This window comes from Rouxiella sp. WC2420, from assembly GCF_041200025.1.
In the GTDB taxonomy this organism is placed as follows: Bacteria; Pseudomonadota; Gammaproteobacteria; order Enterobacterales; family Enterobacteriaceae; genus Rouxiella.
The window spans coordinates 3,298,299-3,323,582 of the sequence record NZ_CP165628.1 but is presented as its reverse complement, the minus strand read 5'-3'; the positions used below and the strand labels follow the sequence as shown (position 1 = coordinate 3,323,582).

At 47.5% G+C, this 25,284-nt stretch carries 36 protein-coding genes and 1 pseudogene; 10 read left to right on the top strand and 27 right to left on the bottom strand.

Annotation, left to right across the window (positions count from 1 at the left end; all coding sequences use genetic code 11):
* Positions 1–40: 40 nt before the first annotated feature.
* Positions 41–631 carry a GTP cyclohydrolase II gene (ribA, locus tag AB3G37_RS15340; RefSeq protein ID WP_009636006.1) on the bottom strand — a complete coding sequence of 197 codons (591 nt, stop codon included), beginning with the start codon at positions 629–631 and terminating at the stop codon, positions 41–43.
* Between the two features lie 209 nt (positions 632–840).
* Between ribA and pgpB the strand changes: the two genes are divergently transcribed.
* From pgpB to lapB, 3 genes are all read left to right on the top strand, one after another.
* On the top strand, positions 841–1,611 hold the full coding sequence (gene pgpB / locus AB3G37_RS15335; RefSeq protein WP_009636007.1) for a phosphatidylglycerophosphatase B: 771 nt from the start codon (positions 841–843) through the stop codon (positions 1,609–1,611).
* Between the two features lie 260 nt (positions 1,612–1,871).
* A complete protein-coding gene (locus AB3G37_RS15330; protein ID WP_009636008.1) occupies positions 1,872–2,180 on the top strand; it encodes a LapA family protein in 309 nt (102 codons plus the stop codon).
* 6 nt (positions 2,181–2,186) lie between these two features.
* Positions 2,187–3,356, top strand: coding sequence for a lipopolysaccharide assembly protein LapB (gene lapB / locus AB3G37_RS15325; RefSeq protein WP_369788379.1), 1,170 nt, complete (start codon positions 2,187–2,189; stop codon positions 3,354–3,356).
* Between the two features lie 11 nt (positions 3,357–3,367).
* Here the strand turns inward: lapB and AB3G37_RS15320 are convergent, their stop codons facing one another.
* The gene (locus AB3G37_RS15320) at positions 3,368–3,670 is read right to left on the bottom strand and encodes a hypothetical protein (protein WP_009636010.1); all 303 of its coding nucleotides are present in this window, start codon (positions 3,668–3,670) and stop codon (positions 3,368–3,370) included.
* A gap of 211 nt (positions 3,671–3,881) precedes the next feature.
* Between AB3G37_RS15320 and pyrF the strand changes: the two genes are divergently transcribed.
* Together pyrF and yciH are read left to right on the top strand one after the other, a co-directional pair.
* Positions 3,882–4,610 (top strand): orotidine-5'-phosphate decarboxylase, encoded by a 729-nt coding sequence (gene pyrF, locus AB3G37_RS15315; protein ID WP_369788378.1) that lies wholly within the window; start codon positions 3,882–3,884, stop codon positions 4,608–4,610.
* 11 nt (positions 4,611–4,621) lie between these two features.
* Positions 4,622–4,951 (top strand): stress response translation initiation inhibitor YciH, encoded by a 330-nt coding sequence (yciH, locus tag AB3G37_RS15310; protein WP_369788377.1) that lies wholly within the window; start codon positions 4,622–4,624, stop codon positions 4,949–4,951.
* Positions 4,952–5,154: 203 nt separating this feature from the next.
* Here yciH and osmB read toward each other — a convergent pair whose 3' ends face one another.
* Positions 5,155–5,376, bottom strand: a complete 222-nt coding sequence (gene osmB / locus AB3G37_RS15305) for an osmotically-inducible lipoprotein OsmB (RefSeq protein WP_037377785.1) — start codon at positions 5,374–5,376, stop codon at positions 5,155–5,157.
* 274 nt (positions 5,377–5,650) lie between these two features.
* Between osmB and araD the strand changes: the two genes are divergently transcribed.
* Together araD and kdgT are read left to right on the top strand one after the other, a co-directional pair.
* Positions 5,651–6,346: an L-ribulose-5-phosphate 4-epimerase gene (gene araD / locus AB3G37_RS15300; protein WP_369788376.1), complete on the top strand. Its 696-nt coding sequence runs from the start codon at positions 5,651–5,653 to the stop codon at positions 6,344–6,346.
* A 253-nt stretch (positions 6,347–6,599) separates the two neighbouring features.
* The gene (kdgT, locus tag AB3G37_RS15295) at positions 6,600–7,595 is read left to right on the top strand and encodes a 2-keto-3-deoxygluconate transporter (RefSeq protein ID WP_009636015.1); all 996 of its coding nucleotides are present in this window, start codon (positions 6,600–6,602) and stop codon (positions 7,593–7,595) included.
* A gap of 308 nt (positions 7,596–7,903) precedes the next feature.
* Here kdgT and AB3G37_RS15290 read toward each other — a convergent pair.
* From AB3G37_RS15290 to AB3G37_RS15275, 4 genes and pseudogenes are all read right to left on the bottom strand, one after another.
* Positions 7,904–9,015 (bottom strand): IS3 family transposase gene (locus AB3G37_RS15290; protein ID WP_369788375.1). Its coding sequence is split into 2 segments (ribosomal slippage): positions 7,904–8,754 and positions 8,754–9,015, totalling 1,113 coding nucleotides; the frame shifts between segments, so codons are not numbered across the junction.
* Between the two features lie 885 nt (positions 9,016–9,900).
* Positions 9,901–10,455: a GNAT family N-acetyltransferase gene (locus AB3G37_RS15285; RefSeq protein ID WP_369788374.1), complete on the bottom strand. Its 555-nt coding sequence runs from the start codon at positions 10,453–10,455 to the stop codon at positions 9,901–9,903.
* Between the two features lie 117 nt (positions 10,456–10,572).
* Complete coding sequence (locus AB3G37_RS15280; protein WP_369788373.1) at positions 10,573–10,878, bottom strand: YbdD/YjiX family protein; 306 nt, start codon at positions 10,876–10,878, stop codon at positions 10,573–10,575.
* Positions 10,871–11,821 (bottom strand): annotated as a pseudogene (locus AB3G37_RS15275) (carbon starvation CstA 5TM domain-containing protein); the annotation flags it as partial. The gene AB3G37_RS15280 and the pseudogene AB3G37_RS15275, both read right to left, overlap by 8 nt.
* A gap of 193 nt (positions 11,822–12,014) precedes the next feature.
* Between AB3G37_RS15275 and AB3G37_RS15270 the strand changes: the two are divergent.
* On the top strand, positions 12,015–13,283 hold the full coding sequence (locus AB3G37_RS15270) for a tyrosine-type recombinase/integrase (RefSeq protein ID WP_369788372.1): 1,269 nt from the start codon (positions 12,015–12,017) through the stop codon (positions 13,281–13,283).
* Here the strand turns inward: AB3G37_RS15270 and AB3G37_RS15265 are convergent.
* From AB3G37_RS15265 to AB3G37_RS15180, 18 genes are all read right to left on the bottom strand, one after another.
* Complete coding sequence (locus tag AB3G37_RS15265) at positions 13,273–13,461, bottom strand: hypothetical protein (protein ID WP_369788371.1); 189 nt, start codon at positions 13,459–13,461, stop codon at positions 13,273–13,275. The two genes, AB3G37_RS15270 and AB3G37_RS15265, sit on opposite strands and share 11 nt — an antisense overlap.
* A 2-nt stretch (positions 13,462–13,463) precedes the next feature.
* Positions 13,464–13,679, bottom strand: a complete 216-nt coding sequence (locus AB3G37_RS15260; RefSeq protein ID WP_369788370.1) for a hypothetical protein — start codon at positions 13,677–13,679, stop codon at positions 13,464–13,466.
* Positions 13,680–13,682: 3 nt separating this feature from the next.
* Positions 13,683–14,345, bottom strand: a complete 663-nt coding sequence (locus AB3G37_RS15255) for an MT-A70 family methyltransferase (RefSeq protein ID WP_369788369.1) — start codon at positions 14,343–14,345, stop codon at positions 13,683–13,685.
* Positions 14,346–14,553: 208 nt separating this feature from the next.
* Positions 14,554–14,817 (bottom strand): DUF3850 domain-containing protein, encoded by a 264-nt coding sequence (locus tag AB3G37_RS15250; RefSeq protein ID WP_369788368.1) that lies wholly within the window; start codon positions 14,815–14,817, stop codon positions 14,554–14,556.
* A gap of 38 nt (positions 14,818–14,855) precedes the next feature.
* The gene (locus tag AB3G37_RS15245) at positions 14,856–15,041 is read right to left on the bottom strand and encodes a hypothetical protein (RefSeq protein ID WP_369788367.1); all 186 of its coding nucleotides are present in this window, start codon (positions 15,039–15,041) and stop codon (positions 14,856–14,858) included.
* 65 nt (positions 15,042–15,106) lie between these two features.
* Complete coding sequence (locus AB3G37_RS15240) at positions 15,107–15,337, bottom strand: DNA polymerase III subunit theta (RefSeq protein WP_369788366.1); 231 nt, start codon at positions 15,335–15,337, stop codon at positions 15,107–15,109.
* A gap of 34 nt (positions 15,338–15,371) precedes the next feature.
* Positions 15,372–15,623 (bottom strand): hypothetical protein, encoded by a 252-nt coding sequence (locus tag AB3G37_RS15235; protein ID WP_369788365.1) that lies wholly within the window; start codon positions 15,621–15,623, stop codon positions 15,372–15,374.
* Between the two features lie 134 nt (positions 15,624–15,757).
* Positions 15,758–16,573: a hypothetical protein gene (locus AB3G37_RS15230; protein WP_369788364.1), complete on the bottom strand. Its 816-nt coding sequence runs from the start codon at positions 16,571–16,573 to the stop codon at positions 15,758–15,760.
* Positions 16,563–16,826: a hypothetical protein gene (locus AB3G37_RS15225; RefSeq protein ID WP_369788363.1), complete on the bottom strand. Its 264-nt coding sequence runs from the start codon at positions 16,824–16,826 to the stop codon at positions 16,563–16,565. The genes AB3G37_RS15230 and AB3G37_RS15225 overlap by 11 nt, the downstream gene beginning before the upstream one ends.
* The gene (locus AB3G37_RS15220) at positions 16,826–17,320 is read right to left on the bottom strand and encodes a hypothetical protein (RefSeq protein WP_369788362.1); all 495 of its coding nucleotides are present in this window, start codon (positions 17,318–17,320) and stop codon (positions 16,826–16,828) included. Before AB3G37_RS15220 ends, AB3G37_RS15225 begins: the two co-directional genes overlap by 1 nt.
* Positions 17,317–17,697, bottom strand: a complete 381-nt coding sequence (locus tag AB3G37_RS15215; RefSeq protein ID WP_369788361.1) for a zinc-finger-containing protein — start codon at positions 17,695–17,697, stop codon at positions 17,317–17,319. Before AB3G37_RS15215 ends, AB3G37_RS15220 begins: the two co-directional genes overlap by 4 nt.
* A 34-nt stretch (positions 17,698–17,731) precedes the next feature.
* Complete coding sequence (locus tag AB3G37_RS15210; RefSeq protein ID WP_369788360.1) at positions 17,732–18,118, bottom strand: hypothetical protein; 387 nt, start codon at positions 18,116–18,118, stop codon at positions 17,732–17,734.
* A 17-nt stretch (positions 18,119–18,135) separates the two neighbouring features.
* Complete coding sequence (locus tag AB3G37_RS15205; protein ID WP_369788359.1) at positions 18,136–18,735, bottom strand: DUF669 domain-containing protein; 600 nt, start codon at positions 18,733–18,735, stop codon at positions 18,136–18,138.
* Entirely contained in the window at positions 18,732–19,391 is a 660-nt protein-coding gene (locus AB3G37_RS15200; RefSeq protein WP_369788358.1) for an ATP-binding protein, read from the bottom strand. Before AB3G37_RS15200 ends, AB3G37_RS15205 begins: the two co-directional genes overlap by 4 nt.
* Before the next feature lie 8 nt (positions 19,392–19,399).
* A complete protein-coding gene (locus AB3G37_RS15195; protein WP_369788357.1) occupies positions 19,400–19,570 on the bottom strand; it encodes a hypothetical protein in 171 nt (56 codons plus the stop codon).
* Positions 19,571–19,676: 106 nt separating this feature from the next.
* Positions 19,677–19,805: a protease FtsH-inhibitory lysogeny factor CIII gene (locus AB3G37_RS15190; RefSeq protein ID WP_369788356.1), complete on the bottom strand. Its 129-nt coding sequence runs from the start codon at positions 19,803–19,805 to the stop codon at positions 19,677–19,679.
* A 14-nt stretch (positions 19,806–19,819) separates the two neighbouring features.
* On the bottom strand, positions 19,820–20,845 hold the full coding sequence (locus AB3G37_RS15185; RefSeq protein ID WP_369788355.1) for a hypothetical protein: 1,026 nt from the start codon (positions 20,843–20,845) through the stop codon (positions 19,820–19,822).
* A 290-nt stretch (positions 20,846–21,135) separates the two neighbouring features.
* Positions 21,136–21,576 carry a hypothetical protein gene (locus AB3G37_RS15180; protein WP_369788354.1) on the bottom strand — a complete coding sequence of 147 codons (441 nt, stop codon included), beginning with the start codon at positions 21,574–21,576 and terminating at the stop codon, positions 21,136–21,138.
* Positions 21,577–22,024: 448 nt separating this feature from the next.
* Here AB3G37_RS15180 and AB3G37_RS15175 point away from each other — a divergent pair, with 448 nt between their 5' ends.
* Both AB3G37_RS15175 and AB3G37_RS15170 read left to right on the top strand, forming a co-directional pair.
* Entirely contained in the window at positions 22,025–22,531 is a 507-nt protein-coding gene (locus AB3G37_RS15175) for a hypothetical protein (protein ID WP_369788353.1), read from the top strand.
* Between the two features lie 997 nt (positions 22,532–23,528).
* On the top strand, positions 23,529–23,732 hold the full coding sequence (locus AB3G37_RS15170; RefSeq protein ID WP_369788352.1) for a hypothetical protein: 204 nt from the start codon (positions 23,529–23,531) through the stop codon (positions 23,730–23,732).
* A 459-nt stretch (positions 23,733–24,191) separates the two neighbouring features.
* Here AB3G37_RS15170 and AB3G37_RS15165 read toward each other — a convergent pair whose 3' ends face one another.
* Together AB3G37_RS15165 and AB3G37_RS15160 are read right to left on the bottom strand one after the other, a co-directional pair.
* Positions 24,192–24,743 carry a hypothetical protein gene (locus AB3G37_RS15165; RefSeq protein WP_369788351.1) on the bottom strand — a complete coding sequence of 184 codons (552 nt, stop codon included), beginning with the start codon at positions 24,741–24,743 and terminating at the stop codon, positions 24,192–24,194.
* Positions 24,740–25,261: a Panacea domain-containing protein gene (locus tag AB3G37_RS15160; RefSeq protein WP_369788350.1), complete on the bottom strand. Its 522-nt coding sequence runs from the start codon at positions 25,259–25,261 to the stop codon at positions 24,740–24,742. Before AB3G37_RS15160 ends, AB3G37_RS15165 begins: the two co-directional genes overlap by 4 nt.
* Positions 25,262–25,284 lie beyond the last annotated feature (23 nt).

Sequence of the window (25,284 nt, the reverse complement as noted above, 5' to 3'; positions counted from 1 at the left end):
CCGATTATCGGTGCTTTTTTGTGTTCATTGGCTGGAAAGATTATTTATCCAGCAAATGACCCATTTTAGCAGCCTTGGTCGCCAGATAATTTTCATTTTTCGGGTTACGACCGACAATCAGCGGTACGCGTTCGATAATGTTAATCCCGGCTTCTGAAAGAATTTCGACCTTTTTCGGATTATTAGTCAGCAGTCGAACGGCATCAACGCCTAGCAGTTTGAACATATCGGCGCACAGGGTGAAGTCACGCTCATCGGCGGCAAAACCTAACTGATGGTTGGCTTCAACAGTATCGTAGCCCTTGTCCTGCAACGCGTAGGCACGAATTTTGTTCAGCAGACCGATGTTACGTCCTTCCTGGCGGTGATACATCAGGATCCCGCGTCCCTCTTCGGCGATGTGATTCAGCGCCGCTTCGAGTTGAAAACCGCAATCACAGCGCAGGCTGAAAAGCGCATCGCCGGTCAGACATTCTGAATGCACACGTGCGAGCACCGGCGTTTCGCCGCTGATATCGCCGAATACTAGTGCCAGGTGATCGTGTCCGGTTGCCAATTCTTCAAAACCCACCATCAGGAAATCGCCCCATGGTGTTGGCAGTTTGGCTTCTGCCACCCGTTTCAGCTGCATGTTACTCTCCAAAACCTACAATATATTGGTCAATTCTTGTGGCGCATCCTACGTAGAGATGCACGGCTTGACCAGAAAAAACAGTGTGACTCGGCGCAAAGTATGAGTCACAAGTATAACATTCACGGCTGGACTGCGTTGCAGGCCGCTGCGTAGAATGCGCATTATACATTTCATTTTTATGAATCTTTAGATATTAAGGCCATACAATGCTTCAAATCGCTATAAGGACGTCGTGTGCAGCTTTACTCCTCCTCATTATGCCTGCCTTGGTCTGGGCAAGCGGCTGGCTATGGTCGCCGGGGATGAGTGGCCTTATCTTACGCCCATTCTACTGGATGACCGAGACGGTTAGTGCTCCGTGGGGCACATTGACGAATATCGTACTATGCGCCTGGTTTCTTTGGTGCCTGCGTTATCGAATCAAACCGGCGATCGTGCTGATTGTGTTGCTTAGCGCGGCGGTACTGATTGGCCAGGGGGTGAAAAGTTACGTCAAGAAAGAGGTGCAAGAGCCGCGGCCTTATGTGCAATGGCTGGGTAAGTCTCAGGAAATGGACGTTACAGCTTTCTATCTGCAAAAAAGCAAGGCGCGCAGTGCTCAAGTTAAAGAAGAGTTGGGCAATGTAAAAGACAATGCGCTTATCCCACAATGGCTGGGCAAAAGCTGGCAAGCCGATACGGGTTTTGCGTTCCCTTCCGGCCATACAATGTTTGCCGCCAGTTGGGCGCTGTTGGCCGTGGGATTACTGTGGCCGCGTCGCCATTACAAGACAATCGCGATTTTGCTGGTTTGGGCGAGCCTGGTCATGGGCAGTCGTCTGTTGCTGGGCATGCACTGGCCTAGAGATTTGATGGCATCAGTGGGGATCAGTTGGGTATTGATCACCTTCGCCAGCTGGCTGGCACAAAAACTCTGCGGGCCCTTCACTCCGCCAGTTCAGGAGCAGCAAGAGATTGAGCAGAGAGAGCCTGAATGACCTCTTATGCCTTTAAATATGAACAATTGACCCCATATAATCACAGAGCTATTGCTTAGTACGTCTGATAAACGCAATGCTAAGATTCCGTAAAGGAGTATTTATGGAACGAGTCTTTAGAGGTTGTATGAACTTTCCGCAATCTCGGGATATTCAGGCCTCAATATTTCCCTGCGGCGGTGGGAAATGCTAACTTATTAGGTTAGGACGTCAGTTTTTGGCATAATTTATCCGGACTCTCCGGCATTACAGGAATGAATGTGAAATATTTGCTGATTTTTTTGTTCGTGCTGGTCATCGTCGTGATTTCTATCACATTGGGTGCCCATAACGATCAGGTTGTAACCTTTAACTATTTACTGGCGCAGGGTGATTATCGCGTTTCCACGCTGTTAGCCGTGCTGTTCGCGACCGGCTTTGTGCTGGGCTGGATTATCTGCGGCCTGTTTTATTTGCGAGTGCGCCTGTCATTGGGCCGCGCACAGCGTAAAATCAAACGTTTAGAGCAGCAAGTTGCACCGACCACGACCGAACCCGCTGTTGCACAGTCGCCGGTCATCAAGGAATAACCTTATATGTTAGAACTGCTGTTTCTGTTATTACCCGTTGCTGCCGCCTATGGCTGGTATATGGGGCGCAGAAGCTCACAACAGGATAAACAGCAGAATGCCAACCGTTTATCTCGGGAATATGTGGCGGGAGTGAACTTTTTACTTTCGAATCAGCAAGATAAAGCGGTTGACCTGTTTCTTGATATGTTGAAGGAAGACAGCAATACTGTTGAGGCGCATTTAACTCTAGGTAACCTTTTTCGCTCACGTGGCGAGGTTGACCGGGCGATTCGTATTCACCAGTCGTTGATGGAAAGCGCCTCATTAACTTTCGAGCAGCGACTGCTCGCAATTCAACAGCTTGGCCGAGACTACATGGCGGCAGGCTTTTACGATCGCGCCGAAGACATGTTTAACCAGTTGGTCAAAGAGGAAGACTTTAAGCTGCTTGCCTTGCAGCAGTTGCTGGTTATCCATCAGGCCACCAGCGACTGGCAGAGCGCGATAGACGTTGCCGAAAAACTGGTGAAACTCGGTAAAAATGATAAACATCAAGAAATCGCCCACTTCTATTGTGAACTGGCGTTGCAGGCGATGTCTTCCGATGATCTTGATAAAGCTACGGCAATTTTGAAAAAAGCCGCTGCGTCAGACAAACTTTGTGCTCGCGTTTCGCTGATGCAGGGTCGCATCCTGTTAGCTCAGGGCGAATACAGCAAAGCCGCCGATGCACTGAAACGTGTGCTTGAACAAGATAAAGAAGTGGTCAGTGAAACGTTGCCCATGCTGCAAGAGTGCTATCAGCATCTTGGTAATCACACGGAGTGGGCGGAGTTTCTTAAACGCTGCGTGGACGAAAATACCGGGGCAACTGCTGAACTGATGTTGGCCGAGATCCTGCAACAGGAAGAAGGTCGCGAGGCTGCTCAACTGTATATCAATCGCCAATTACAGCGCCATCCGACGATGCGTGTGTTCCATCATTTGATGGACTACCACCTTGCAGACGCAGAGGAAGGGCGTGCGAAAGAGAGTTTGATGCTGCTTAGGGATATGGTCGGCGAACAAATCCGCACCAAGCCGCGCTACCGCTGCCATAAGTGTGGATTTACCGCGCATTCGCTGTATTGGCATTGTCCGTCATGTCGCGGTTGGGCAACGGTGAAACCGATCCGAGGTCTCGACGGACAATAAAGAAGCAAGAATTACTTCTTTTTGCTGGTAGTTTTAGCTGTGGATTTATTAAGAAGTTGACGTAATTTTTTCAGCTCTTTCTGGGTGAGCGCAGGCTCGGTATGTTCGCCCAGATGCTGATTATCGATTTCGATGGCAGGTTCTTCGTGCTTTTCAACTTTTTTGCTTTTCTTGTCTTCAGTAATGGCAAAGCTTTGTTCAAGACGGGCGCAAACTTCAACACTGAGAGAATGTTCGCCTTGCAACGCTGCTTCTCTGATTTGTTCTTTGAGCGCCAGCGGTATCTTAATGGTTAATGTAGATATCTCACTCATATTTAAGAATTCCTAGATTAAAACAACAAACTAAGCCAGCGATGCTTTGCTGTCTACCCGTTCACAAAAAATTCATAAAAATGTAACAAAAATATCAACGATCTGTCGTGAAACGAACGGCTGGGCTTTAGGTCCTACGCCATGTAGAATGCGGGCGTCAGAATTTTGTCCTACTCTCTTTTTCGTTTAAAACTCACAAAAGGTTGAAGAAATGAAGTCAGAAAATAACCCTCACAACAACGACTTGAAATCATCTCCTATTGTGGTCGCGCTTGATTACGCTAATAAGTCAGCCGCGCTTGATTTTGTTGACCGGATTGATCCTCGCGATTGCCGCCTTAAGATCGGTAAAGAGATGTTCACTCTGTTTGGTCCACAGTTGGTCAAAGACCTACAATCTCGCGATTTTGATGTGTTCCTCGATCTTAAATTCCACGATATTCCCAATACCGTGGCGCACGCTATTGCCGCCGCGGCCGATTTGGGTGTGTGGATGGTAAACGTACACGCAAGCGGCGGCGCGCGCATGATGACAGCAGCCAAAAATGCCTTGCTGCCGTTTGGCAAGGATGCGCCGTTGCTGATTGCCGTCACTGTACTGACCAGCATGGAGGCCAGTGATTTGGCAGATCTCGGTATCTCACTCAGCCCTGCAGATTACGCTTTACGCCTTGCAACGTTGACGCGCGATTGCGGCCTGAATGGTGTGGTCTGTTCTGCGCAGGAAGCTGCAGCATTTAAAACTCAGCTGGGCCAGGAATTCAAATTAGTCACACCGGGCATTCGCCCTGCGGGCAGCGCGGCCGATGACCAGCGTCGTGTGATGACCCCTCGTGATGCCCAGCTTGCTGGCGTAGATTACATGGTGATTGGTCGTCCGATTACGCAATCCGGTGATCCGGCGCAAACGCTGCGTGAAATCCGCGCTTCGCTGGTGTAAGGAGTTGATTGATGAGAAACGATGATAATAGCCGTTTAGTTTATTCTACTGAAGGCGGCAGGATTGATGAGCCGAAAGCCAAGGTTGAAAGGCCCAGGGGAGACGGCGTGGTTCGCATTCAGCGCCAGACCAGTGGCAGAAAAGGCAAAGGCGTGTGTCTCATCACGGGCGTTGATTTGGATGACGCGGCATTGGATAAACTGGCCGCCGAATTAAAGAAAAAATGTGGCTGTGGCGGTTCACTTAAAGATGGCGTGATTGAGATTCAGGGCGATAAGCGTGACTTGCTCAAGCAGCTGCTGGAAGCCAAAGGGATGAAAGTGAAGCTTGCGGGCGGATGAAGTTAAAAGTGTCTTTAAGTCTAATTACAATCTGCTGCGTTTTTTATTTCGCAGCAGATTGTGAATAACAATTCATATTATCTTTTCGCTCCTGCAAATTTTATTATGCAGGAGCGATTACCGCAGAGGAAAAATAGTAATATTTTCTCTTTATACCAACGACGTCAAAATTATTTACTTTTTTTATCTGACCAGGTTTTTTCTTATCGGTTGATCTGATGACCCACAACGCCACCGACAGCTGCGCCACCAAGAGTACCTAATGCGCTACCATTGGTTAGCACTGCGCCACCCAATGCACCTGCACCAGCACCAATTGCCGTATTACGGCCGCGATTAGACATGTTTCCACATGCACTTACTGACATCACAACTACAAGCACTAAACCAATACTGGCAATACGTTTATTTAAGAGCATTGTCATTCTCCTCAAAAAGGATCTCACTTTTGAACATCAATAAGTATAGTTAATAAATGGCATCTCCGCGGGATTAACATAAATTACTGGTAAAGGATTTTTGCTAATAGGTAAATAGTCTTAATTCCCGCGGGGTCATAACCAAGACAGCACAATTGGCTACCTCACAGACAGTTTTTTAATTGCAGCAGGACAGTACGTACTCTTCAGCTATTTTCACCATACCCCCCGATGCACTGTGCTCCGAGAATAGAGGAAAGGGCTGATAGAGGATGAGCCAATGCTCAAACAATTGAAAGAACAAGTACTTGAAGCCAATCTCGCGCTTCCTCGTCATAATCTGGTGACTTTTACCTGGGGCAATGTCAGCGCAGTTGATCGCCAGCTTGGATTAATGGTTATTAAACCCTCTGGAATCGAGTATCAGCATATGACCCTGGAAGATATGGTGGTGGTTGAGATTAAGAGCGGCAGAGTGGTGGAGGGCAATAAAAAGCCGTCCTCCGACACTGATACTCATCGTGTTTTATACCTCAACTTTGCCGATATTGGTGGTATTGTGCATACCCATTCCCGTCACGCTACTATTTGGGCGCAGGCCGGCCTGGATATTCCGGCTTGGGGAACGACTCATGCCGATTACTTCTATGGCGCCATCCCCTGTACTCGCCAGATGACCAAGGCCGAAATTGCCGAAAGCTATGAATGGCAAACCGGTGAGGTTATCGTTGAAACCTTTGCCGAGCGTCGGCTTTCCGCCCAGGAAATCCCAGCGGTGCTGGTCCATTCGCATGGCCCGTTTGCCTGGGGAAAAGATGCTGACAATGCAGTGCACAACGCGGTAGTGCTTGAAGAAATTGCCTACATGGGGATCTTTTCGCAACAGCTGTCTCCGCAGTTAGAGACTATGCAGCAGTCGCTGCTTGATAAGCATTATTTGCGTAAACACGGCAAGCATGCCTATTACGGCCAATAGCTGTAAAAATTTCGCCTCAAAGTTAAACGAAATAAAGCCGCATCTTAAGAGTTGCGGTTTTTTTTTGCCTGCATCACAAAATCAAAACTATAGACCTTTTAAAAAGAAACATCGTTTCATTAATATGTTGTCGATCACTTTTATTTCGTCAAGAAGCCGTTAATTTAGCGCTCAGCAGCAGAAATTTTTAAGTTTTAATCCGAATAAGGCTCATTCATCGTACTTCACGATCTATTGACCAGGTGGGTATTACATGCAAATTAAACGTGCAATCGAAAAAATCCCCGGTGGGATGATGCTGGTACCACTTTTTATTGGCGCGGTATGCCATACGTTGGCACCCGACTCCGGTAAGTATCTGGGTTCTTTCTCCAACGGACTCATTACTGGCACGGTTCCAATTCTGGCTGTGTGGTTTTTTTGTATGGGCGCCTCCATCAAACTCAGCGCCACGGGGACTGTATTACGTAAATCAGGCACGCTGGTGGTAACTAAAATCGCCGTAGCGTGGGTGGTTGCCGCATTGGCCTCGAAGTTTATCCCTGAGCACGGAGTCGAGATTGGCTTCTTTGCCGGACTCTCTACGCTGGCTCTGGTTGCCTCGATGGACATGACCAACGGCGGTCTTTATGCCTCGGTGATGCAGCAGTACGGCACCAAAGAGGAAGCCGGTGCTTTCGTTTTGATGTCGCTGGAATCTGGGCCATTAATGACGATGATCATCCTTGGCACGGCGGGGATTGCCTCCTTTGAGCCACACGTTTTTGTCGGAGCGGTGCTGCCATTCCTGGTAGGCTTTGCCTTAGGTAATATCGACCCGGAATTGCGCGAATTCTTCGCAAAAGCGGTGCAGACTTTGATTCCTTTCTTTGCCTTTGCCTTAGGCAATACTATTAACCTCAGCGTGATAGCTCAAACTGGCCTGCTTGGCATCATGCTTGGGTTGTCGGTCATCGTCATCACTGGCATCCCGTTGATGCTGGCTGACAAGTTCATCGGAGGGGGAGATGGCACGGCGGGTTTAGCCGCGTCCAGTTCTGCAGGTGCCGCGGTGGCAACGCCAGTGTTGATTGCCGAGATGGTACCGCAATTCAAAGCCGCAGCACCAGCCGCCACCGCGCTGGTTGCCACTTCGGTAATTGTAACCTCAATATTGGTACCGATCCTGACTGCTATGTGGTCACGTCGCATCAAGAATCGTGCGATAAAAGGTAAGGTGATTGAAGATCAAATGGCGCGGATTAAATAAATCCTCGTCATCTTTTAAACGGCAGCTGCGTTGGCTGCCCTTACTTACCCCGGTCACTTACTAATGTAAGCTCCCGGGGACGCGCGCGGTTGCCGCCTTGCTGTCGCTTAAAATATTTAGAGGATTCCAGCGAGTGGCTATCTTTTAAACGGCAGCTGCGTTGGCTGCCCTTACTTACCCCGGTCACTTACTGATGTAAGCTCCCGGGGACGCGCGCGGTTGCCGCCTTGCTGTCGCTTAAAATATTTAGAGGATTACAACGAGTGGCTATTTTTTAAACGGCAGCTGCGTTTGTAAGTATCCCAGCTTTAGTTCCACGCACTTTTTGAGATTTCCGGTTTCTCAGCCATCAGCCGATATTCCTCCGGCGTCAGGTTTTTCAGGGATTCATGAGGCCGCTCACTGTTGTACTCATTCAGCCAGCGTTCTGTTATTTCTCGTACTTCATTCAGTGTTCTGAACAGGTAAAAATCCAGTATTTCTGTCCGGTATGTTCGGTTAAACCGTTCTATAAACGCGTTCTGTGTTGGCTTACCCGGCTTGATAAATTCCAGCATCACGCCATGCTCTTCAGCCCATTGTGCCAGCGCCAGTGATATCAGTTCCGGCCCATTATCCATTCGCATCTTCAGCGGATATCCACGGTTTGCCACTATCATTTCCAGCACCCGGACGACACGCTGCGCTGGGATATTTAGGTCAATTTTCATCGCCAGAGCTTCACGGTTAAAATCATCGACAACATTGAAAGTCCGAAAACGTCGGCCACATGTCAGCGCGTCGTGCATAAAATCAATCGACCAACTTTGGTTGAGTGCTTCCGGCGTTGCCAGCGGAGCTGGATTACGCACCGGCAGGCGTTGTTTACCCTTACGACGAAAATTCAGTTTGAGAAGACAGTAAATCCGGTGGACACGTTTGTGGTTCCAGCCGTGCCCCTGCCTGCGAAGTACCTGAAAAAGCTTCTTAAAACCGTAGCGGGGATAGCGCTCAGCGACCTCTGTCAGCCTCTGGATCACCGCTTCATCACGTCGCGTATACGGTTGATAACGAAACACCGTCCTGCTCAGCGATAACGTCCTGCATGCCTGGCGTATGCTCATCGTAAATTGCGTGGTCAGATAGTTGACGAGCTCACGCTTTATCGCTGGTTTTAAAGCTTTTTTTCGATGACGTCTTTCAGCGCACGGCATTCAAGACTCAGATCGGCAAACATCTGCTTCAGGCGACGATTCTCGTCTTCAAGATCTTTGATCTTTTTGATATCAGCGGCTTCCATCCCGCCATATTTCGCCTTCCAGTTGTAATAGCTGGCTTCAGAAATAGCAGCCTCACGACACACATCTTTGACGGTTCGACCAGCTTCTACAGATTTCAGGACGGCAACGATCTGATGCTCGGTGAATCGGATCTTACGCATAGCGATCTCCTCAGGTGGACATAATCAGTATGTCGGAAGATCTCTAAAAGTGAATGGTCCGTTTTAGTGGGATATTACACGTTGGCTGCCCTTACTTACCCCGTCACTTACTGGTGTAAGCTCTCGGGGATGCGCGCGGTTGCCGCCTTGCTGTCGCTTAAAATATTTAGAGGATTCCAGCGAGTTGCTGTTTTTTAAACGGCAACTGCGTTGGCTGCCCTTACTTACCCCGGTCACTTACTGATGTAAGCTCCCGGGGATACGCGCGGTTGCCGCCTTGCTGTCGCTTAAAATATTTAGAGGATTACAACGAGTGGCTATTTTTTAAACGGCAGCTGGGTTGGCTGCCCTTACTTACCCCGGTCACTTACTAATGTAAGCTCTCGGGGACGCGCGCGGTTGCCGCCTTGCTGTCGCTTAAAATATTTAGAGGATTCCAGCGAGTTGCTGTTTTTTAAACGGCAGCTGGGTTGGCTGCCCTTACTTTCCTCAGTCACTTACTAGTTTAAGCTCTCGGGGATACGCGCGGTTGCCGCCTTGCTGTTGCTTAAAATATCTAGAGGATTCCAGCGAGTGGCTGTTTTTTAAATGGCAGCTGGGTTGGCTGCCCTTACTTTCCTCAGTCACTTACTAGTTTAAGCTCTCGGGGATACGTGCGGTTGCCGCCTTGCTGTCGCTTAAAATATTTAGAGGATTACAACGAGTGGCTATTTTTTAAATGCCAGCTGGGTTGGCTGCCCTTACTTTCCTCAGTCACTTACTAATGTAAGCTCTCGGGGATACGCGCGGTTGCCGCCTTGCTGTTGCTTAAAATATTTAGAGGATTCCAGCGAGTGGCTATCTTTTAAACGCCAGCTGAGTTGGCTGCCCTTACTTAATGGCGACCTAGGATTTTATGAGATAGTTCATCTTCTTGTGCCTCACTCCATCCAAGATGATTTCCTCTACTACCTCGAATCCATAACTGCGATACATTTTCTCCAGATAGGGTTTCGCGTCGTCAGCCAGTAGTGAAAGTTTGCTGAGCTGATACTTTTTAGCCTGCACCTTAACCGCATCAATTAAATAGCGTGAAATTTTTTGCCCACGAAATTCAGGATAGACGGCCAGAGAGTCAATATATAGCTCATCGTCTTCCGCTTCTCGAACATCAGGTAAAGAAGAACCAGCCTCTGAAATAAAGTCAGGCTCAAGAAAACCGGGGAAAGCCAGAATACAGCCAGCTAAACGTCCATTGACAAAACAAACCAGCGTGAACCTGTAGCTGTAATAAACATCTTCACGACTAAAGCCCTGCCGATACACCTCTTTTGCCTCATCAAGACTGTTCTTGCCAGTGAGGTAAAGCAGGGCATTCTCGTCTGCTGAGCTGATTAAATCGATAACTTGCAGTGCATCTTCCCAGACAGCTGGGCGAAGAAAAGGAGTGGTCATTTCCATGGTTATGACAATATTCAGTGGCGGGACATAAGGAGTGATACTACGCCTGTCGGGAAGAACAGGCGCAGCGTGGATCATGAAATCACAAAAAAATCAGATCTGATGTTGCTTATTTCTTTAACAAGGACACTTACCTAACTTTCCAGCTTCACTAGGGAAGCGGGCATTGAGGCAGTAACGATGAAACTCCTTCTCGCTCATCGGTTGCTGTAGCGGGTGATGTATCCGCATATGCTGCACATAATTAGGGTAATCCTGTACTCCAACCATCAGGCGAAAACTTTGTGCAATTCCCTTACCAATAAATCTCACCCATTGGCGAAAGTTTTCAGGACGAGGCGGGCGTGATACCCACGGATAGCAGCGAATAATGATCAACGGCTGCCGGGGTGGCATGCGATAAGGCAATCCATAGTCAGACATGACGCGCCTCCCGACTAGCTAATGGGCTAGTTTCATGCACTGTGGGTTTTGGTGATTTCAATGCTCGACGGATAACAAAGAAAGCAGAGATGAGCATCGTCACTGCAACCAGCATGAAGAAACCGCACAAAGCCGCGTTAATTTGATTATTGAGGACAATGGTGTGCATATCTGCCAGCGTTTTTGCCGGTTTAATAATGGTGTTGCTCTCGATTCCAGCCGAGAATTTGTTTGCCTGTGCCAGGAAACCTATTGACGGATTCTGATGGAAAATTTTCTGCCATCCGGCTGTCATTGAGGTTATAAACAGCCAGACAGTCGGCAATATGGTGACCCAGGCATAGCGCTGTTTCTTCATTTTGAATAAAACTACGGTGCCAAGAATCAGTGCCATCGAGGCCAACATCTGGTTACCAATGCCAAACAGGGGCCACAGGGTGTTGATCCCGCCTAACGGGTCGACAACACCCTGATAAACAAAGAATCCCCAACCCGCGACTGATACGCTGGTCCCGGCAATAGTACCAATCCAAGAACGATTATTCGCTAGAGAAGGCACCGCCACGCCGACCAGGTCTTGCACCATAAATCGACAGGCGCGAGTACCGGCATCTACGGCAGTCAGGATAAACAAGGCTTCGAAAAGAATGGCGAAGTGATACCAGAAAGCCATCAGCGCGGTGCTGTTAAAGACGTCGCTGATGATATGCGCCATGCCTACGGCAAAGGTTGGAGCCCCACCTGCGCGGGAAAGGATCGAATGTTCCCCTACGTCACGAGCGATAACCGTTAACATATCTGGCGTGACAACAAATCCCCAGCTGTTAATCACCTGTGAAGCAGTCTCAACTGTGGTTCCAATCAGCGCGGCGGGTGAGTTCATGGCAAAATAAACCCCTGGGTCAATCACCGATGCACAGATAAGTGCCATGATCGCCACGAAGAATAATAGCTACTCATTACATAAGTTCCTTTCCATTTATCACACTTCCCAAATCTGCAGCACAAGTCCAGTTTTCCGCATTATCTCCACCATCCATCATTGATGAACACTTCCAATACTTTCTTACTATTGATACAAAGTATGTACACTTTAAAGTACATAAATCATAGGAGATTGAGTTTTGGCCTAAGCCATGTACTCAATTACAGTAAAAATGCCAATATCAGACAGCTATCTTCGTTCAGTTCACGGAAAAGAAAGTGAGAAGGTCACCGAGAAAACAGATCGCGATGGCCTTTCAGTTCGTATTAGCAAAAAGGGAAAAGTGGTATTTCAGTTGCGGTTTTATTTTGCCGGGAAACAGAAGCGTCTGGATATAGGCACATACCCAGGCATGACCCTTAAAGAGGCTCGTGATGAAGGTGTTAGATTGCGTCGCTATGCTGAGGACGGTTTCGATCCGGCATTAATGCTGAATGAGAGGCGGTTAGCGAATTCTGAACTTTATACTGTCGAGAGGTTGATAACTGAATGGATAGACGTTTATGCGTCTAAAAACGTTAAGGGTTATAGACAGATATTGCGTACTTACCAAATCCACATTTTCCCTAAGATCGGCAAATTATTACACGATAGAGTTGGCACCCATACCTGGCTTGACCTGATTGAGTTTATCGCTAAAGAAAGGGCTTCAATAGCGCGTCGAATACTCACTACTGCCAACCAGTGCCATGCATGGGGTCATCGCAGAAAGTTAATTGAGATAAAACCGCTTTTAGACATAAAACCTCGCGATATTGGACTGAGGATAAGATCGACAGACAGAGTTCTAAGTGACGAAGAAATAATTATGTTGTTTGACGCTACAGATACGATGGCCATGACGCGTAAAAATGTTCTTTTCCTTCGACTAGTTCTGCTTTTTGGTTGCCGCACTGGAGAATTGGCCGCATCTGAAGTGAGCCATTTCAATTTTGATGACGCAGTATGGACAGTGCCACCAGAGAACCATAAGACAGGAAAGCGTGGCAAGCCACTTTTGAGGCCAATCATCCCGGCAGCAGCGGAAATGATAAAGGAAGCAATGCAGCTAAATGGTAGTTCAAAGTTTCTTTTTGTAAGGAAGGCAGGCTATGAGGATAGAAATGAAACACCAATGACGAGCAACTCATTCCTTTCTGTACCAATTCGCATTAGGGCATTCTCGCTGAATAAACGCGGTAAGATAATGCCACACTGGTCAATGCATGATTTGAGAAGGACAGCGAGGACGCGGTGGTCGGTTCTGGCACCACCGCATGTATGCGAAATAATGCTGGGGCATACTTTGCCTGGGATATGGTCCGTATACGACCACAATGATTATCTTGATGAGCAGCGAAAAGCTTACTCCGCGTGGTGGGCTGAGGTGATGCGGATAATACATGGCGACAGCGTGACAGGGATAACTATCAGAGCGTGATGCCAAAGAAATCCTCAATCTCTTGCGTTTTATAAAAACCTTTATGACATTGATCTGGAAAGCCGGGCTTGTACTTTTCACCGGTCTTTTTATTGCGACAAGTCCATTTATTTATCGTGGTTGGCGCCACCTGCGCCACCTCTGCTACTTTTCTGGTCGGAATGAATGGTGACTTCATAATTACCTCTCTTTAAACTGCCCATTCATCACGCCAATCGTCCACAAAAAATCAACCAGTCGAAAGAGTGGTTTAATCGCGGAGTAGTGGCGTTGGATGATAGGGCCGGATAGGGTGTCGAAATTAACTTTGGGATTGTCGGCTATCGCCTGGTGAAGTTCGTCGTTGCATCTTCGCGCAGCGGAGCGCAGGGCGTTGCGGGATTCTTCGGGGGTCATGGATTACTCCGCTTTAACCTCGACTGGCTGCGCTGTTTGTTGAAAGTTAGCCGGTGAAATTTGAATGCTGCTGACGGGTGATTCATCCCCCCACGTGTCCCAACCAGGTACTTCCTGTCTGGCAAAAAACTCAATGCGTGACACATCACCGTAAAGCAGCTCAAGCCGGTGCCTCGCCTCCCAAGGCTTCTCGCTGTGCTCTCCGAGAGGGGAGTAGATCACTTGCTTCTGGCTGGCGTTTTGCCTTTCTAGGCCCGCACCGCGCACCGCGATCAGCAGGTCCTCGCTATTTGCCCGGGTGTAGTTCCCGCCATTCATGCGCGTCTGCTCATTCAGCAGATCGAGGAAATCATAAAAATCCTCAACCTGACCGGCTTCCAGTGCTTTGTTTATATGCTGCTCAGCGAGCTGGTTCAGCTTCACCCAGGTGAAGCCCTTCATCGTTTTAACTTTAAAGCCCCACGCCTCAGCAAGCTTGACGGCCTCGGCATTGTGAGTGCCGGTGTACCACATCGCCAGCACTGCATTATCTGCTGCAATAGACCATACCGGTAGCCGAATAAGGTCAGTGAGCGACATCGTGCTGTAGTGATTGCCAGCGGCACCATTGCTAATCACGTTGTCATAGCGCCACGGTGGGTCAGCGTAAATTAACTGGTAGCTCATGCCGCCTTCCTCTGCTGTTTGGCCCGTGCTACTTTCTCGGCATCTTCCCTGCATTCACTGCAGCAATAACTGGTACCAGGCAATGACTGCTCACCGCAATCGCCGTTCCTGCAAACAGGCGAGGGCGGTACCGGCTTTGCTCGATTGGCAATTGCTGCGTTGAGGTGTTGTTCGAATTCTACTGCTGCGTCGTCTGCTACATCAGCCATTATGCGGCCCTCGCTGTGTCAAATAGTGTTGCGGGTGTCATGCTCAACAGCACGTAACCCTCTGCAAAATCACCCACGTCAGCAACATGCGTAACACGCCGCCATACGTAGCTGCCGGTGTAATCCCCATTGGAAAACTCACGCAGTTTCAGCAGGTCCCCAGCTTTATATCCACGGTCATTGATTCGAAGCTCTGCGGTTTTTACCCCGGTAAAAACAGGGTCGAAGTGCTCAGGTTTTATTTTCAGTTCGTGAGTTTGCATTAGGGATTACCTCGAATTTCAGGCACAAAAAAACCGCTCTAGGCGGCTTCGTTCGGTTTCGGCTTAGCTTGCCGGATAGCGTCGTCATAACCACGCTGGTATGCGTCACTGAATATTTTCTCAATCAGCGGCTTCAGCGGTATAGCAAAAGTATGCCGCCTCTTTATGGTCATGCCGGATGCGTCCTCTGCGAATTCCTCCATGTACTCATCGAATTTAGTCATGGGAACCTCGATGTTTGGGCAATAAAAAACCCCGATTTTCGAGGTTCGCTAGATACAGGCATTAATTATGGATTTGGTGGCGGAGGGTCCATTTTCCCAAGGCTATCTTTCATGCTGCGGTAATACGAGAGTCGTTCCATGAAGTACTCCCGCAAGTGTTCCGGCTGCTCCTTGGCGCTGATTTCGGCGACAACCGGCATGTTGTAGCGCTCTTTGAACGCGACAGCACCCGCTGCTTTATCAACGTTGATTTTGTCCATTTCTTCTTTTGGTAAATTGGCGAGATTCTTTGACATGATTCCTCCTGATTAGGAGGAGTATAGCAGGGTGTTAATTTTGCTCTTCTTCTATTGTACCGCCAGCGGCTTTGATGGCTTCTAATAATTCAGCGACTGTTACAACAGGCACACCACCGTAACCCCCCATTTCCATCTGAATTATTTCAGGCAACTTCACCGGCTTAACCTCGGCGGCGCGACGGGCGAGGAGTTCACGCGCCATTAAAACAGCGGCTGAATGTTTGGGAACGAAACGCCCAGTAGCTATTTCCTGAATTAATTCGTCACTGATTTTATCGCTCATGGTTTCACCTAAGAAAAATATAATTTACATCCACATTTTGGACAGCAGCGCTCTTTTACTCTCAACCGCCTTGTGACGACTAGCGGAGCCGATGACTGCTCGTAAACATATAAACACCGAAAGCAGATTACCAATCACTCCTCCTCACCATTGGTGGAGGATATACTATGAAAGACCGCAGCCCCTGACACCAAGGCATTTCGGAAATCATTAAGCATCAAGTCAAAAAACTTATCGCTGGGGGCAGCTTTTTTATTTACTTTTTCTAAAAGCGAGATGGCCGCTCCTAATGCAACCAAACAGGTAAGTATTTCATCAGGCAACGCCACGACAGGCGGCGCAGGGTGGGTGAATAGTTCAGAAATCGCGCTGTTGTCACCAATCGCTAGAACTGCTGAATTTCTATCTGTCCAAACAGAAAGCTTGCATCGTGTGTCTAACCATCGGGTAGGAGCCCAAGCCACAGGCACCGCACCCCCACGAATCGCGGCAAGCTCGGCCTCTGCTTTCTCGGTGCGATACTTCAAGACATCACGAATCCCGCGAAGCGATACTACATGACGCTCTAACTCAGCAATGCGGGCCTCTGCTTTCTCTGCTCTCGGTTTCCACCCATCATGAGATTCTTTCAGTTGCTTAACCTGAACACCAAGGTGCTGGACGGGTACAGATTCTGCTTGTCCCAAATGACTACGGACAAGGTTAACGAACCATTCATAATTAGGTTTGGCATTTAACTCTTTTCTAAGCAGAGCGTTCTCTTGTTCCGCTTTCGTAGCACGGCGGCGGTACTCACTGCTTTCCAGTTCAACAATGTGGGCCTCTGCTGCTTCGAGCTGGTCTAGAATTTCCTCCAACAATACAGGATGTATTTTTATTTCCGGCGTCCAGTTATCGCGTGCTTTTGCAATGGACAATCGCAGCTCTGCTATCTGGGTTTTATTGGTCATGAGGTTGCTCCTTATTAAGGCTACGGTAACTAGTCGCAACGTAATATTCCCCAAACGCCAAAATTAAAACCTCAGCTGGAGTTTGTTTCACATCAATCACGTCGCCTGATATCAGTCTTATTCGAGTAAGTCCAGCAAAGAAAATGGATTCAATCGCATGCGGTGAAATCCAGATTGACTCGAACTCCTGCCTACGGCCCCAGCCATCTTCATCATGCCTTTCAATAATTACTGATTGTTGCAATTCGATCATCACTTCACCCCCGCACGCCGGTTGGCAGAAAACTGCTCTATAGCGGCAAAGGCGAGACCCAGCCCGCTATTCTTTGCCCATATACGGAATTCGCTTAGCTGCTGCGCCTTTAACTCAGCGATAGCGGAGTCGGTGACTGGGGTTTTAACTGGGAAGTAGACATCATCACCATTTTCAAACAATGATGCGTCATTGACTAAATCGCTGTGTTTATCAGAATCGTAAATTTCCGATTTCACCAAACCAAGTTCAATCGATAAATCTTGAATGCTCGCGCCGTCAAAATCACATGCTTCGATAGCGAAAGACCATGCGTGTTCGAAGAATTTTTTATAAGGAGCACACTCAGCCGCCAGCTTGTCATAGTCAGCCTTCATAATCTTAATTAGCTCAGCAAGAATCTCAGCGGTTCCGGCTATTTTAGCTACGGCGTCATAGTCCGACTTTAGAACCAGCTCTTGGTTCTGTACGCCTTTGAATGTTTGAATGGTCATGATTCATTCCTTTCTTCACAGGTGGCGACCACGCGCTCACACATTTCAATGTTGAACATCCCGATATGGCAATCCTTAGCCAAAATGCCTAACTCCGTGGCCAGCCAGCCATAGGCATTTTTCCTGCTCATGGTGCGACCCTTCCAAATTGGATCGAAAGCAGCATGGGCTTTGCTTTTAGCTGCCCGCAGCTCAGCGTTAGCCAAGCGACCAAGAGGAACGCCGTTGCTGTCCTTATGGCATCCGACATGAGCCTTGCATGGCTCGCACTGATAAAACTGGAGTGAGAAAAGGTCAGGGCGGTGAGGGTAAATTTTTCTACCAGTTACGAATGCAGCATCATTGCCGCAGTAATCGCATATAACCTTGCGGGTCATGATTAATTCCTTACGAGGGTTAGGCGGCAAGCTTTTAGTTGATTAACTGGCGGCATTCTTCATGCCATTGATCGAGTTGCTGCTGAGTTTTGAACTGAGCGGGGTGGTCATGTGCGAAGTATTCAGGCTTTAACCGGTAGATTGTTCCCTCAGCCTTGAGGTGCGGAATACTCCATTTTTCTTCCGTAAGCAGGTGCTGAATTTGCTGCACATAGACTATCTGAATAAATATCGATGCCTCTTCCATGAGGCGACCCCAGCCTGCGTAATTAGGGTTTGTGTAATTTATTGTGCACCCCACGGTTGCGCCGCCTGACAAGCGCCCACCAACCTTCCCAACGCTTGATGCATTGCGCTGAAAAAATGTGATATTTGCGTCAGGATGCTGGCGGAGGAGTGCCAGTATTCCGACTGGCGTCATGGTGATTACCCTAAAATTTAGATGTTATCGTATTGATTGAAGAACTGATCATCACCCGGATATCCACCTGAATGCTGAGGTTGGTGATTATTCCCCCGCTTACGCTCGTCTTTGTCTTTTAGGGTAGATGCTATTTTCGCAATGGTTTCTGCAGGCTTACCGTCAATTTTTTCTTGCAGAGTCTGATTGGTCTGGGCAATAAACGGAATGCGGATGTCGAAATTATAAGTATCAGAGCCATCCTGTTTACTCTTGAGCGTTTTTTGCAGAACAAAACCAACCCTCTTACCTATAAGCTCTGGAACCAAATGGGTATTAATATCTTTCATTACCATGGTCAGTGAATTTACTGATGTGCAGCCCATGATGGCGTTTATCATGTTGATGCCGAACTGGTTTGGTGTCTTATCTTTTTTCTCCGTATAGACATTCAGGTAGTTCGCCTTACGCCCGTCATCAGCTTCAACAGAGAGTTCAATAGATTTCGCACCGCCAGAACTGGTCATGCACTTAGCTTCGGTGATGGTGAAGATGTAAGCGCCAGACTCGTTTATAAAACCACTTTGCCCTGCAGAAAGCGCCTGCTCTTGGTTGTATGTAAAAATTACATTGCTCATGCTTTGTCCTCTATTTTATTGATACCGTAGTAGTCGCTAATAACTCCATCAACAAGAGATAAGTCATTATTTACCAAAAGGTCTGTGAACATTCCCATCGGGCTTTTACAGCAGTCCTGACCGTTTGTTTGGGTGGAAAACTGATAGCTACCATTCTGTACCTGGGTACGCAGAACTATAGTGAAATAGCCCTCAGGGACTATGGTTTGATCAACCATTTTTCCTACTGTTTTCATCCGTGTGCTGCCGAAATCGTCAGTTTGAGTGTGCGCCATAATGTAGACTCGCTTATTCTCAGCGAGCGATCCGGCTGCATTGAATACGTTCCATGCATTTTTTCCAATGTCAGTAAACTTGTCATACCCACGCTCACCAGAACGCTCCATCAACTCGTTAACCATGACCGCCTGATAATCATCAATAACGATGATATCTCTTTTGGTTTTTTTGATGATTTGCAGAATTTCTGCTGATTTATCGGTTCGGAAAACGTTACCTTTTGGGTTTTCTGTGGTGAAAGTTTTCCAGTCAGGTGACCGAAAGGGTAGTGATTTACTTATGCACTGTATTAGCAAGGTATTTTCTGGATTTAGGTTGCGCAGGCTGGTTGATTTACCTGTTCCTGACTCACCAAGTATTAATGTTGCGATGCTCATATAACACCTCAGAATGGTTGTTCGCCCAAGAAATACTGCTGATTCATCTTTTCAATCTTTGCTCGCATTAATGCCGTCTGCTTTGCTTTAGTCAGTTCATTTCTGCGAAAGTACAGCGCGTCTTGTAGATGCCCCTTGCGCTTTTCCTCGCTTTCTTTGATTGATAACGCAAGTGTCATTTTAAATTCTCCCGTTGGTTAAATAGGCAGCGCGCAACGCTGAATAAGTCGTTGTCATGCTTCTCGATAGCCAAAGCTGCTAAAAGCTGAATTGCGCGCTTAATATTCATGGCTCGCCCTTCTGTTGGAGTGTCTGCCAAATGCGCTTTGCTGCGTCTTTAGCGTTACGAAAGATGATATCGAGCAGTGATTCAGAGCAGCCCACGCAAGGCCACCCTGCAAGTTGCGTTTGCATGGGATACTCCGGTTTCAGTATTGAATTGAGGTGTGGGGGATTTTTCTTTCCATAAGTGCTTTCAGGGTTTCGATAGCCTGATCGCGGGTGAGTCCAGCGTGCTCGGTTAATGCGTTAACGACTGCGGTTCCGATAACTTTGCGGTGAGCAACGTCTGCAGCGCGTCTGTCAGCTTCATCCTTGATACGCTTTTCCTCTGCCAGGCGGCGCTGTTCAGCTTCCTGCTGCTTGCGTTGCTCAGCTTCGATAGCTTCCTGCTTTTCACGCTCGGCCTGCTGAGCTGCTGCTAACCGGTCGGCCTCAGCTTTGGCTGCTGCGTCTTTGCGGTCTTGCTCGGCTTTCTGTTCCGCTGCAATGCGGTCGATTTTAGCTTTCTCCAGTGCGGCAATGCGGTCGCGCTCTGCCTGTTCAGCCTGCGCCTTGAGAGCTGCTTCACGTTGTGCGGCTGCTTCAATCTCCTGCTTTGCCTTAAGCTCTGCATCAATGCGGGCCTGCTTTGCTATCTGCTCGTCACGTTCTCGCTGCTGGCGTTCTGCTTCTGCTGCTTTGTCGGCAGCGTCACGGTCGTGCTGAATATTCAAGAGCAGGGCCAACTCATGATCGGCCTCTTTCTGCTTCCTCTGCACTTCTGCCGCCGCTAATTGCTCGGCCTCAATGCGCTTACGCTCTTCTTCTGCTGCTTTAGCCGCGGCGATGCGTTCCTGTTCAGCTTCCCATTCGGTCAGCGGGCGGCGCGTTTCATCACGCAGCAAATCACATGCATCAACAAAGCGCTTAATTTCCTGCTCAGCAGGCCGGACAGCTTCTTTAAGGCGCTTCAGGTACTCACGACCTGGCTTTTCCACTGCGGTCTTACTGCGGCCTACCTGAGCTGCCAGCGATGCGACACGATCGCGGCCTTTCTTTGTACTCAGATCTGGCGCTTCACTGACGCTGGCCTTGATGTGCTCAAAGTAGCTTTCCAGACCGTTGGGGATGTACAGCGCCGGAGCCTGTTCCGGCTTAATCTCAATTACTGATAATTCCGTTGTCTCGCTCACGGCGATCTCCTTGGTTGATGTGCATATTCGAAAGAGGGTGCTTTGGGATATGTACAGGCGACAAAAAAAGCCCCAAGGATTAGTTGGGGCAAGCAGGACATTAACGAGGGGGTTTCACGCTGAGCACTCAGTGAATGCGCAGCAGGAAGGGGCTCACATCAGAAAAATAAATGCCAGAAAGCCCAGCACTGAAGCAGAAATCATAAGGCTGCCAGGCACCAAACAAAGCCAAAACTTTTGAGCTTGAGTCATATAGGCTCCGATACTGAGTTGGGTCGTAAGCCGGGAAATTAAGCATTCACCAAGTCAGAAAATGTTTGACGCCAGATATGACCGGCACTTAATCCAAGCTGCCTAGCAAGGTTTGCCATTGCCGAAAGTGCTGTATCACCAAAGCCAGCTGGAGAGCATTGCAGATCGATAAAATCTTTCTTATGTGCACACCAAGAGTTGCCATCGATTGCCAAATTAACTCCAACAACCTCAGCAAACTTTTCTGCATCGATGTCGCTACATTTCCATTTAGTAGCTAATTCAGAAATTCTTTCCTCCTTAGCGCCAAGTGCTAAAGCTTCCACAAGCAATTCCCATGCGTTTTTTCTGTCTGATGGGTCGATAGGCCACGAACAGCTGGCGAAATCTGAATCACGGATATCAGCGATTGAGTCAGGGTCGGGCTTATAGATAAGGTCGCCATTTACGTGCAGGTAGTACCATCCGGCTATACTCATTTTTCAATCTCCAATAGGTATAAAAAAAGCCGCCTATTGGCAGCTCGCTGTTGATGCTCTTTGGTGGTGTGGTGGCCTGACCTATTTCAATTCAGGCACGTTGATGCGCTTCTCAGTCCGGCAGCCCTACCTGTCCTTAGCTCCACGCATTCACCACACCTCCCGTTTTCGCTCGCCAGCGTTACGATTCACATTATCTCCCCCTTGGTTACTTGCCCGTGGCTCTGTTCGCCGTGGAGTGTCGGCTCGTCACAACCCGTCATCGCCGAAGCTGATAAGTTGGTGCCAGTTAAAGAGACTTTATTCAAGCGCCTGATAGAGTAGGCGCAGGGTAAAGTCACTGGATGGTGCCTGCTTTTAGCCACGTCAGGCGAGGTGGTTCGCGCTATACCCCTACAGCGAGAAGCGGTGTAATATTTCATCACCCTTACAGTGATGAGAATACGAAATGGATAAGTTTGATAGGACTATTCAAAATAGAATTTTGCAATGTCTATATGAGGCACACCCAGAGGCTCCTGAAAGCAGCGATTTCAAAAAGTTTGAAGAATTATTAGGTGGATTTGAAATTCTTGTATCGAATATGCTTTATCTTTCAGGTCACGGGCTTATTTCAACGGAAGTAAATTCATATCTTGGTGGCAAGAAAGCGCTTAACTTACAAAAAACAATTATCTCTAGTAAAGGCATAGATTTCTTGAGAAACGATGGTGGGCTTGGCGCGATACTTAACGTGATCAACGTCAGGCTTCACAGCGATACAATAAATAAACTAGAGTCTATCATTGGCGCATCAAATGTTCCTGAAGAGGAGAAGGCGTCAATGATTTCAACACTTCGCAAGCTTCCTGAAGATGCCATAAAACATTTGAACCTGAAATTACTAGATCTGGGGCTTTCTCGCTTGCCGGACGCAGTTCACGTAATTCAAACAGCCTTGCACAACCTGTTTTAAGTGATGGGTCACCGTCACCAATATTGACAAATTTACCCCACCCAAGGCTTTTACTCAGAAGAATCCAGAAATAATCTGATTGTTCTGCATGTATAAAAAAGCCATTTGGGTGGAAATAAGCGGTTAGTATTTTCATTTCCTACCTCGCTGTTATGTTTTCACTCTTACGATGGCCGGCTGCGAAGCTAAACACCCCAAACAGCAAACCACCATTTAAAGAAAATTATAAACGCCGGCATAGCGAGAAGGGCGCACAGTCCAATCACCACCCCCATAATTAGACCGCCTATAGCACCGCTATCTGGATTCCAAAATTTCCAACCCTTCATAATTACCTCGCTGTTATTGTTTCTGCTGATTTACGATGGCCAGCTGCGAACCTTGCAACATCCGGTATGCATATCGCTCCGTAATCAGGTTCAGGCTTACTGCGTGGCTTCGCTTTGTACTCAATCAGCGTTATTGCTTTGTAAACCCTCGCAGAACAGCCTGAGAGGCTCACAGCGACGTTCTTTTCTAACTTGATATCCTTGCCAGCCTTAGATGCTTTCGCTGCGTTGTGAGCTGTCATGCGACGTGCGTTATACCTTTGCTTTGAGTTCATCATGTGTTCCTCGGTAAGTACTTTGGTGGTAGATGGTCGGCACCACATCCTTAAGCCCGACAGGTTCAGGGAATCATCTACCCCGAAGCACTTTCCTTCGGTCTCCTGAGTTCAGGAGAAATCATATTGTTAAAGAAGCAGCCTGACATCCTGTCTGGCGTGGCTGATAGTTCCGTCTGCCACATCGATGTTTCGTTTCGATGGGATAACTTTATCGAAATGATAAATTATTGGCAATAGCAAAATGATAAATTTATTGGGGTGTTAGATTATCATTTTGATTAAATTGATAATTTATTTTCTTACTTCTTCATTCATTGCTCATCACCACTAGCCAAAAGAAGATTTTCGGGGCTAGGATTGTATGAAAGTTAATCAATTGCGAGGTGTTTGATGGAAAATTCATGGGAAGAAGAGCGTGCAGGCTTCATTGCTAGCGAGATTGGCGGAGCTGTGTTTGAGTTGATCATTGAAGGGGTAGTCATTAGTCGAGATTCGATTGTTGACAGTCTGGAGGCTAAGCGAAGGGTAGTTGGCAATACGATACACAAAGGGATACTACGAGAGGCGGCAGAGCATGTGAGGAAGGGGAGGTGACTTTGGGTAAAAAAAACCGGCACAATGGCCGGAAGTATCGGATTATCAGGTATCAGAAAATAAGAAACCAATTGGAGGGATAATGCTTGACCACATCACTGGTCTCACATTAACAGATTAACAATAATTTTGCTTATGGTCAAAGTTTGGGCAAAAAAAAGCCGGTGAACCCGGCGTCAAAAGGAATGCTACACACAGTTTTATTATAAGTATTTAATGGTAGGCTTCAATTGGAGGCCTTTGATAACAGCATAATATTACATTTTACAAAAAATACACACTGTGTATTTATCAGGGTAATGGATGGCTCTAGGTAATTGCTGTGCATGCACGACTTCTGGTAAGGCGCGTCCACAAAAAAGCCGGGATAGGTCCCGGCGAACAGCATAGTACGGACTGGTGTTGTTAGTGGTATTCGGGTAAGCAGTCACAAGAATTCGGATTGGTGGTTAGGTTTAATCAATCTTCCTTGGCCGGTTTAGATTCTTTCGCAACTTTTGCGTCCGAAGGGAACAGATTACGTATTACCACAACAAAAACAGCAACAATGTTAACTGTAACACCAGATATCAGTGCTATCAGAATCTTGGGATCTAAGTCGAAAGCTGGAATGTTAATATCCCAATGCCAGAACTTAACAATCGGAGTTTTCAAACCTTCCAGAAGCAGGATAGCTATAAGGGCTATCGACCATAACCAAACAAATCTATACGCTTTTGAGGCATATTTAGAACGCATTTTTATATGCTGTTCTTTTAATTGATTTTCTAATTCCTTAGCACGCGTATCAACACTTTCAACGGCGGTCGTAAGTTCCTCGACCGCCGATTTTAACTCATCAATCAAGCGCTCATCCGTGCCTTGATCGCCTTCAAGAACTGCTTTTTCATTTCGAGACTTATCCGTTGGCGAATCCACGCCGCACAAGGCATTTGTTTGCTTTTTTGCTCGATTTGCAAGCTCTGTTAAATTTGCCTTTTTAGACTGAAAACTTTGTTTACTTTCAGTCATTCAATGCCAAGTTCCTTTTTCGTTGTTTCTCCGATAATTGCATCGGGAATGACAAAACCCTTATTTTCACCGTCTTGGTGATGCTCACGCGTAACTGCCCAAGCTGAACCCTTTTCGTGCGTGAGGTTTGATAAGTAGTAAGCGCTTTTATCACCATAAACTTCCAGAATAGTATCGATAATTGCGTTAGCCATTTTATCGGTTTTCGGTACGGTAGGTGCGACAAAGCGTGATCTGATAAGCCGTTCACCGTCGTCTTCATAGAAGAATTCAGTTCCAAGCTTAGTAATATTGTTTGAACCATATGATTTGAACTCTTGGTAAATAGAGTCTATCACTGGGCCGAACTTCCAAGCTTTAACCTGGTCATTGATTAACGGTTCATTTCCGGCAGCAAGACTCCATGCATGTGCAAAGTAAACGAGTTTTTGCAATTTCATTGGTGTCAAATCAGAAATTCGTCTTTCTTTTGCCTTCTCTATGAAGGCATTAGCTACTGCGATTGCAGAATAAGCCATTTTATACCTCCTTAAGGTAGTCG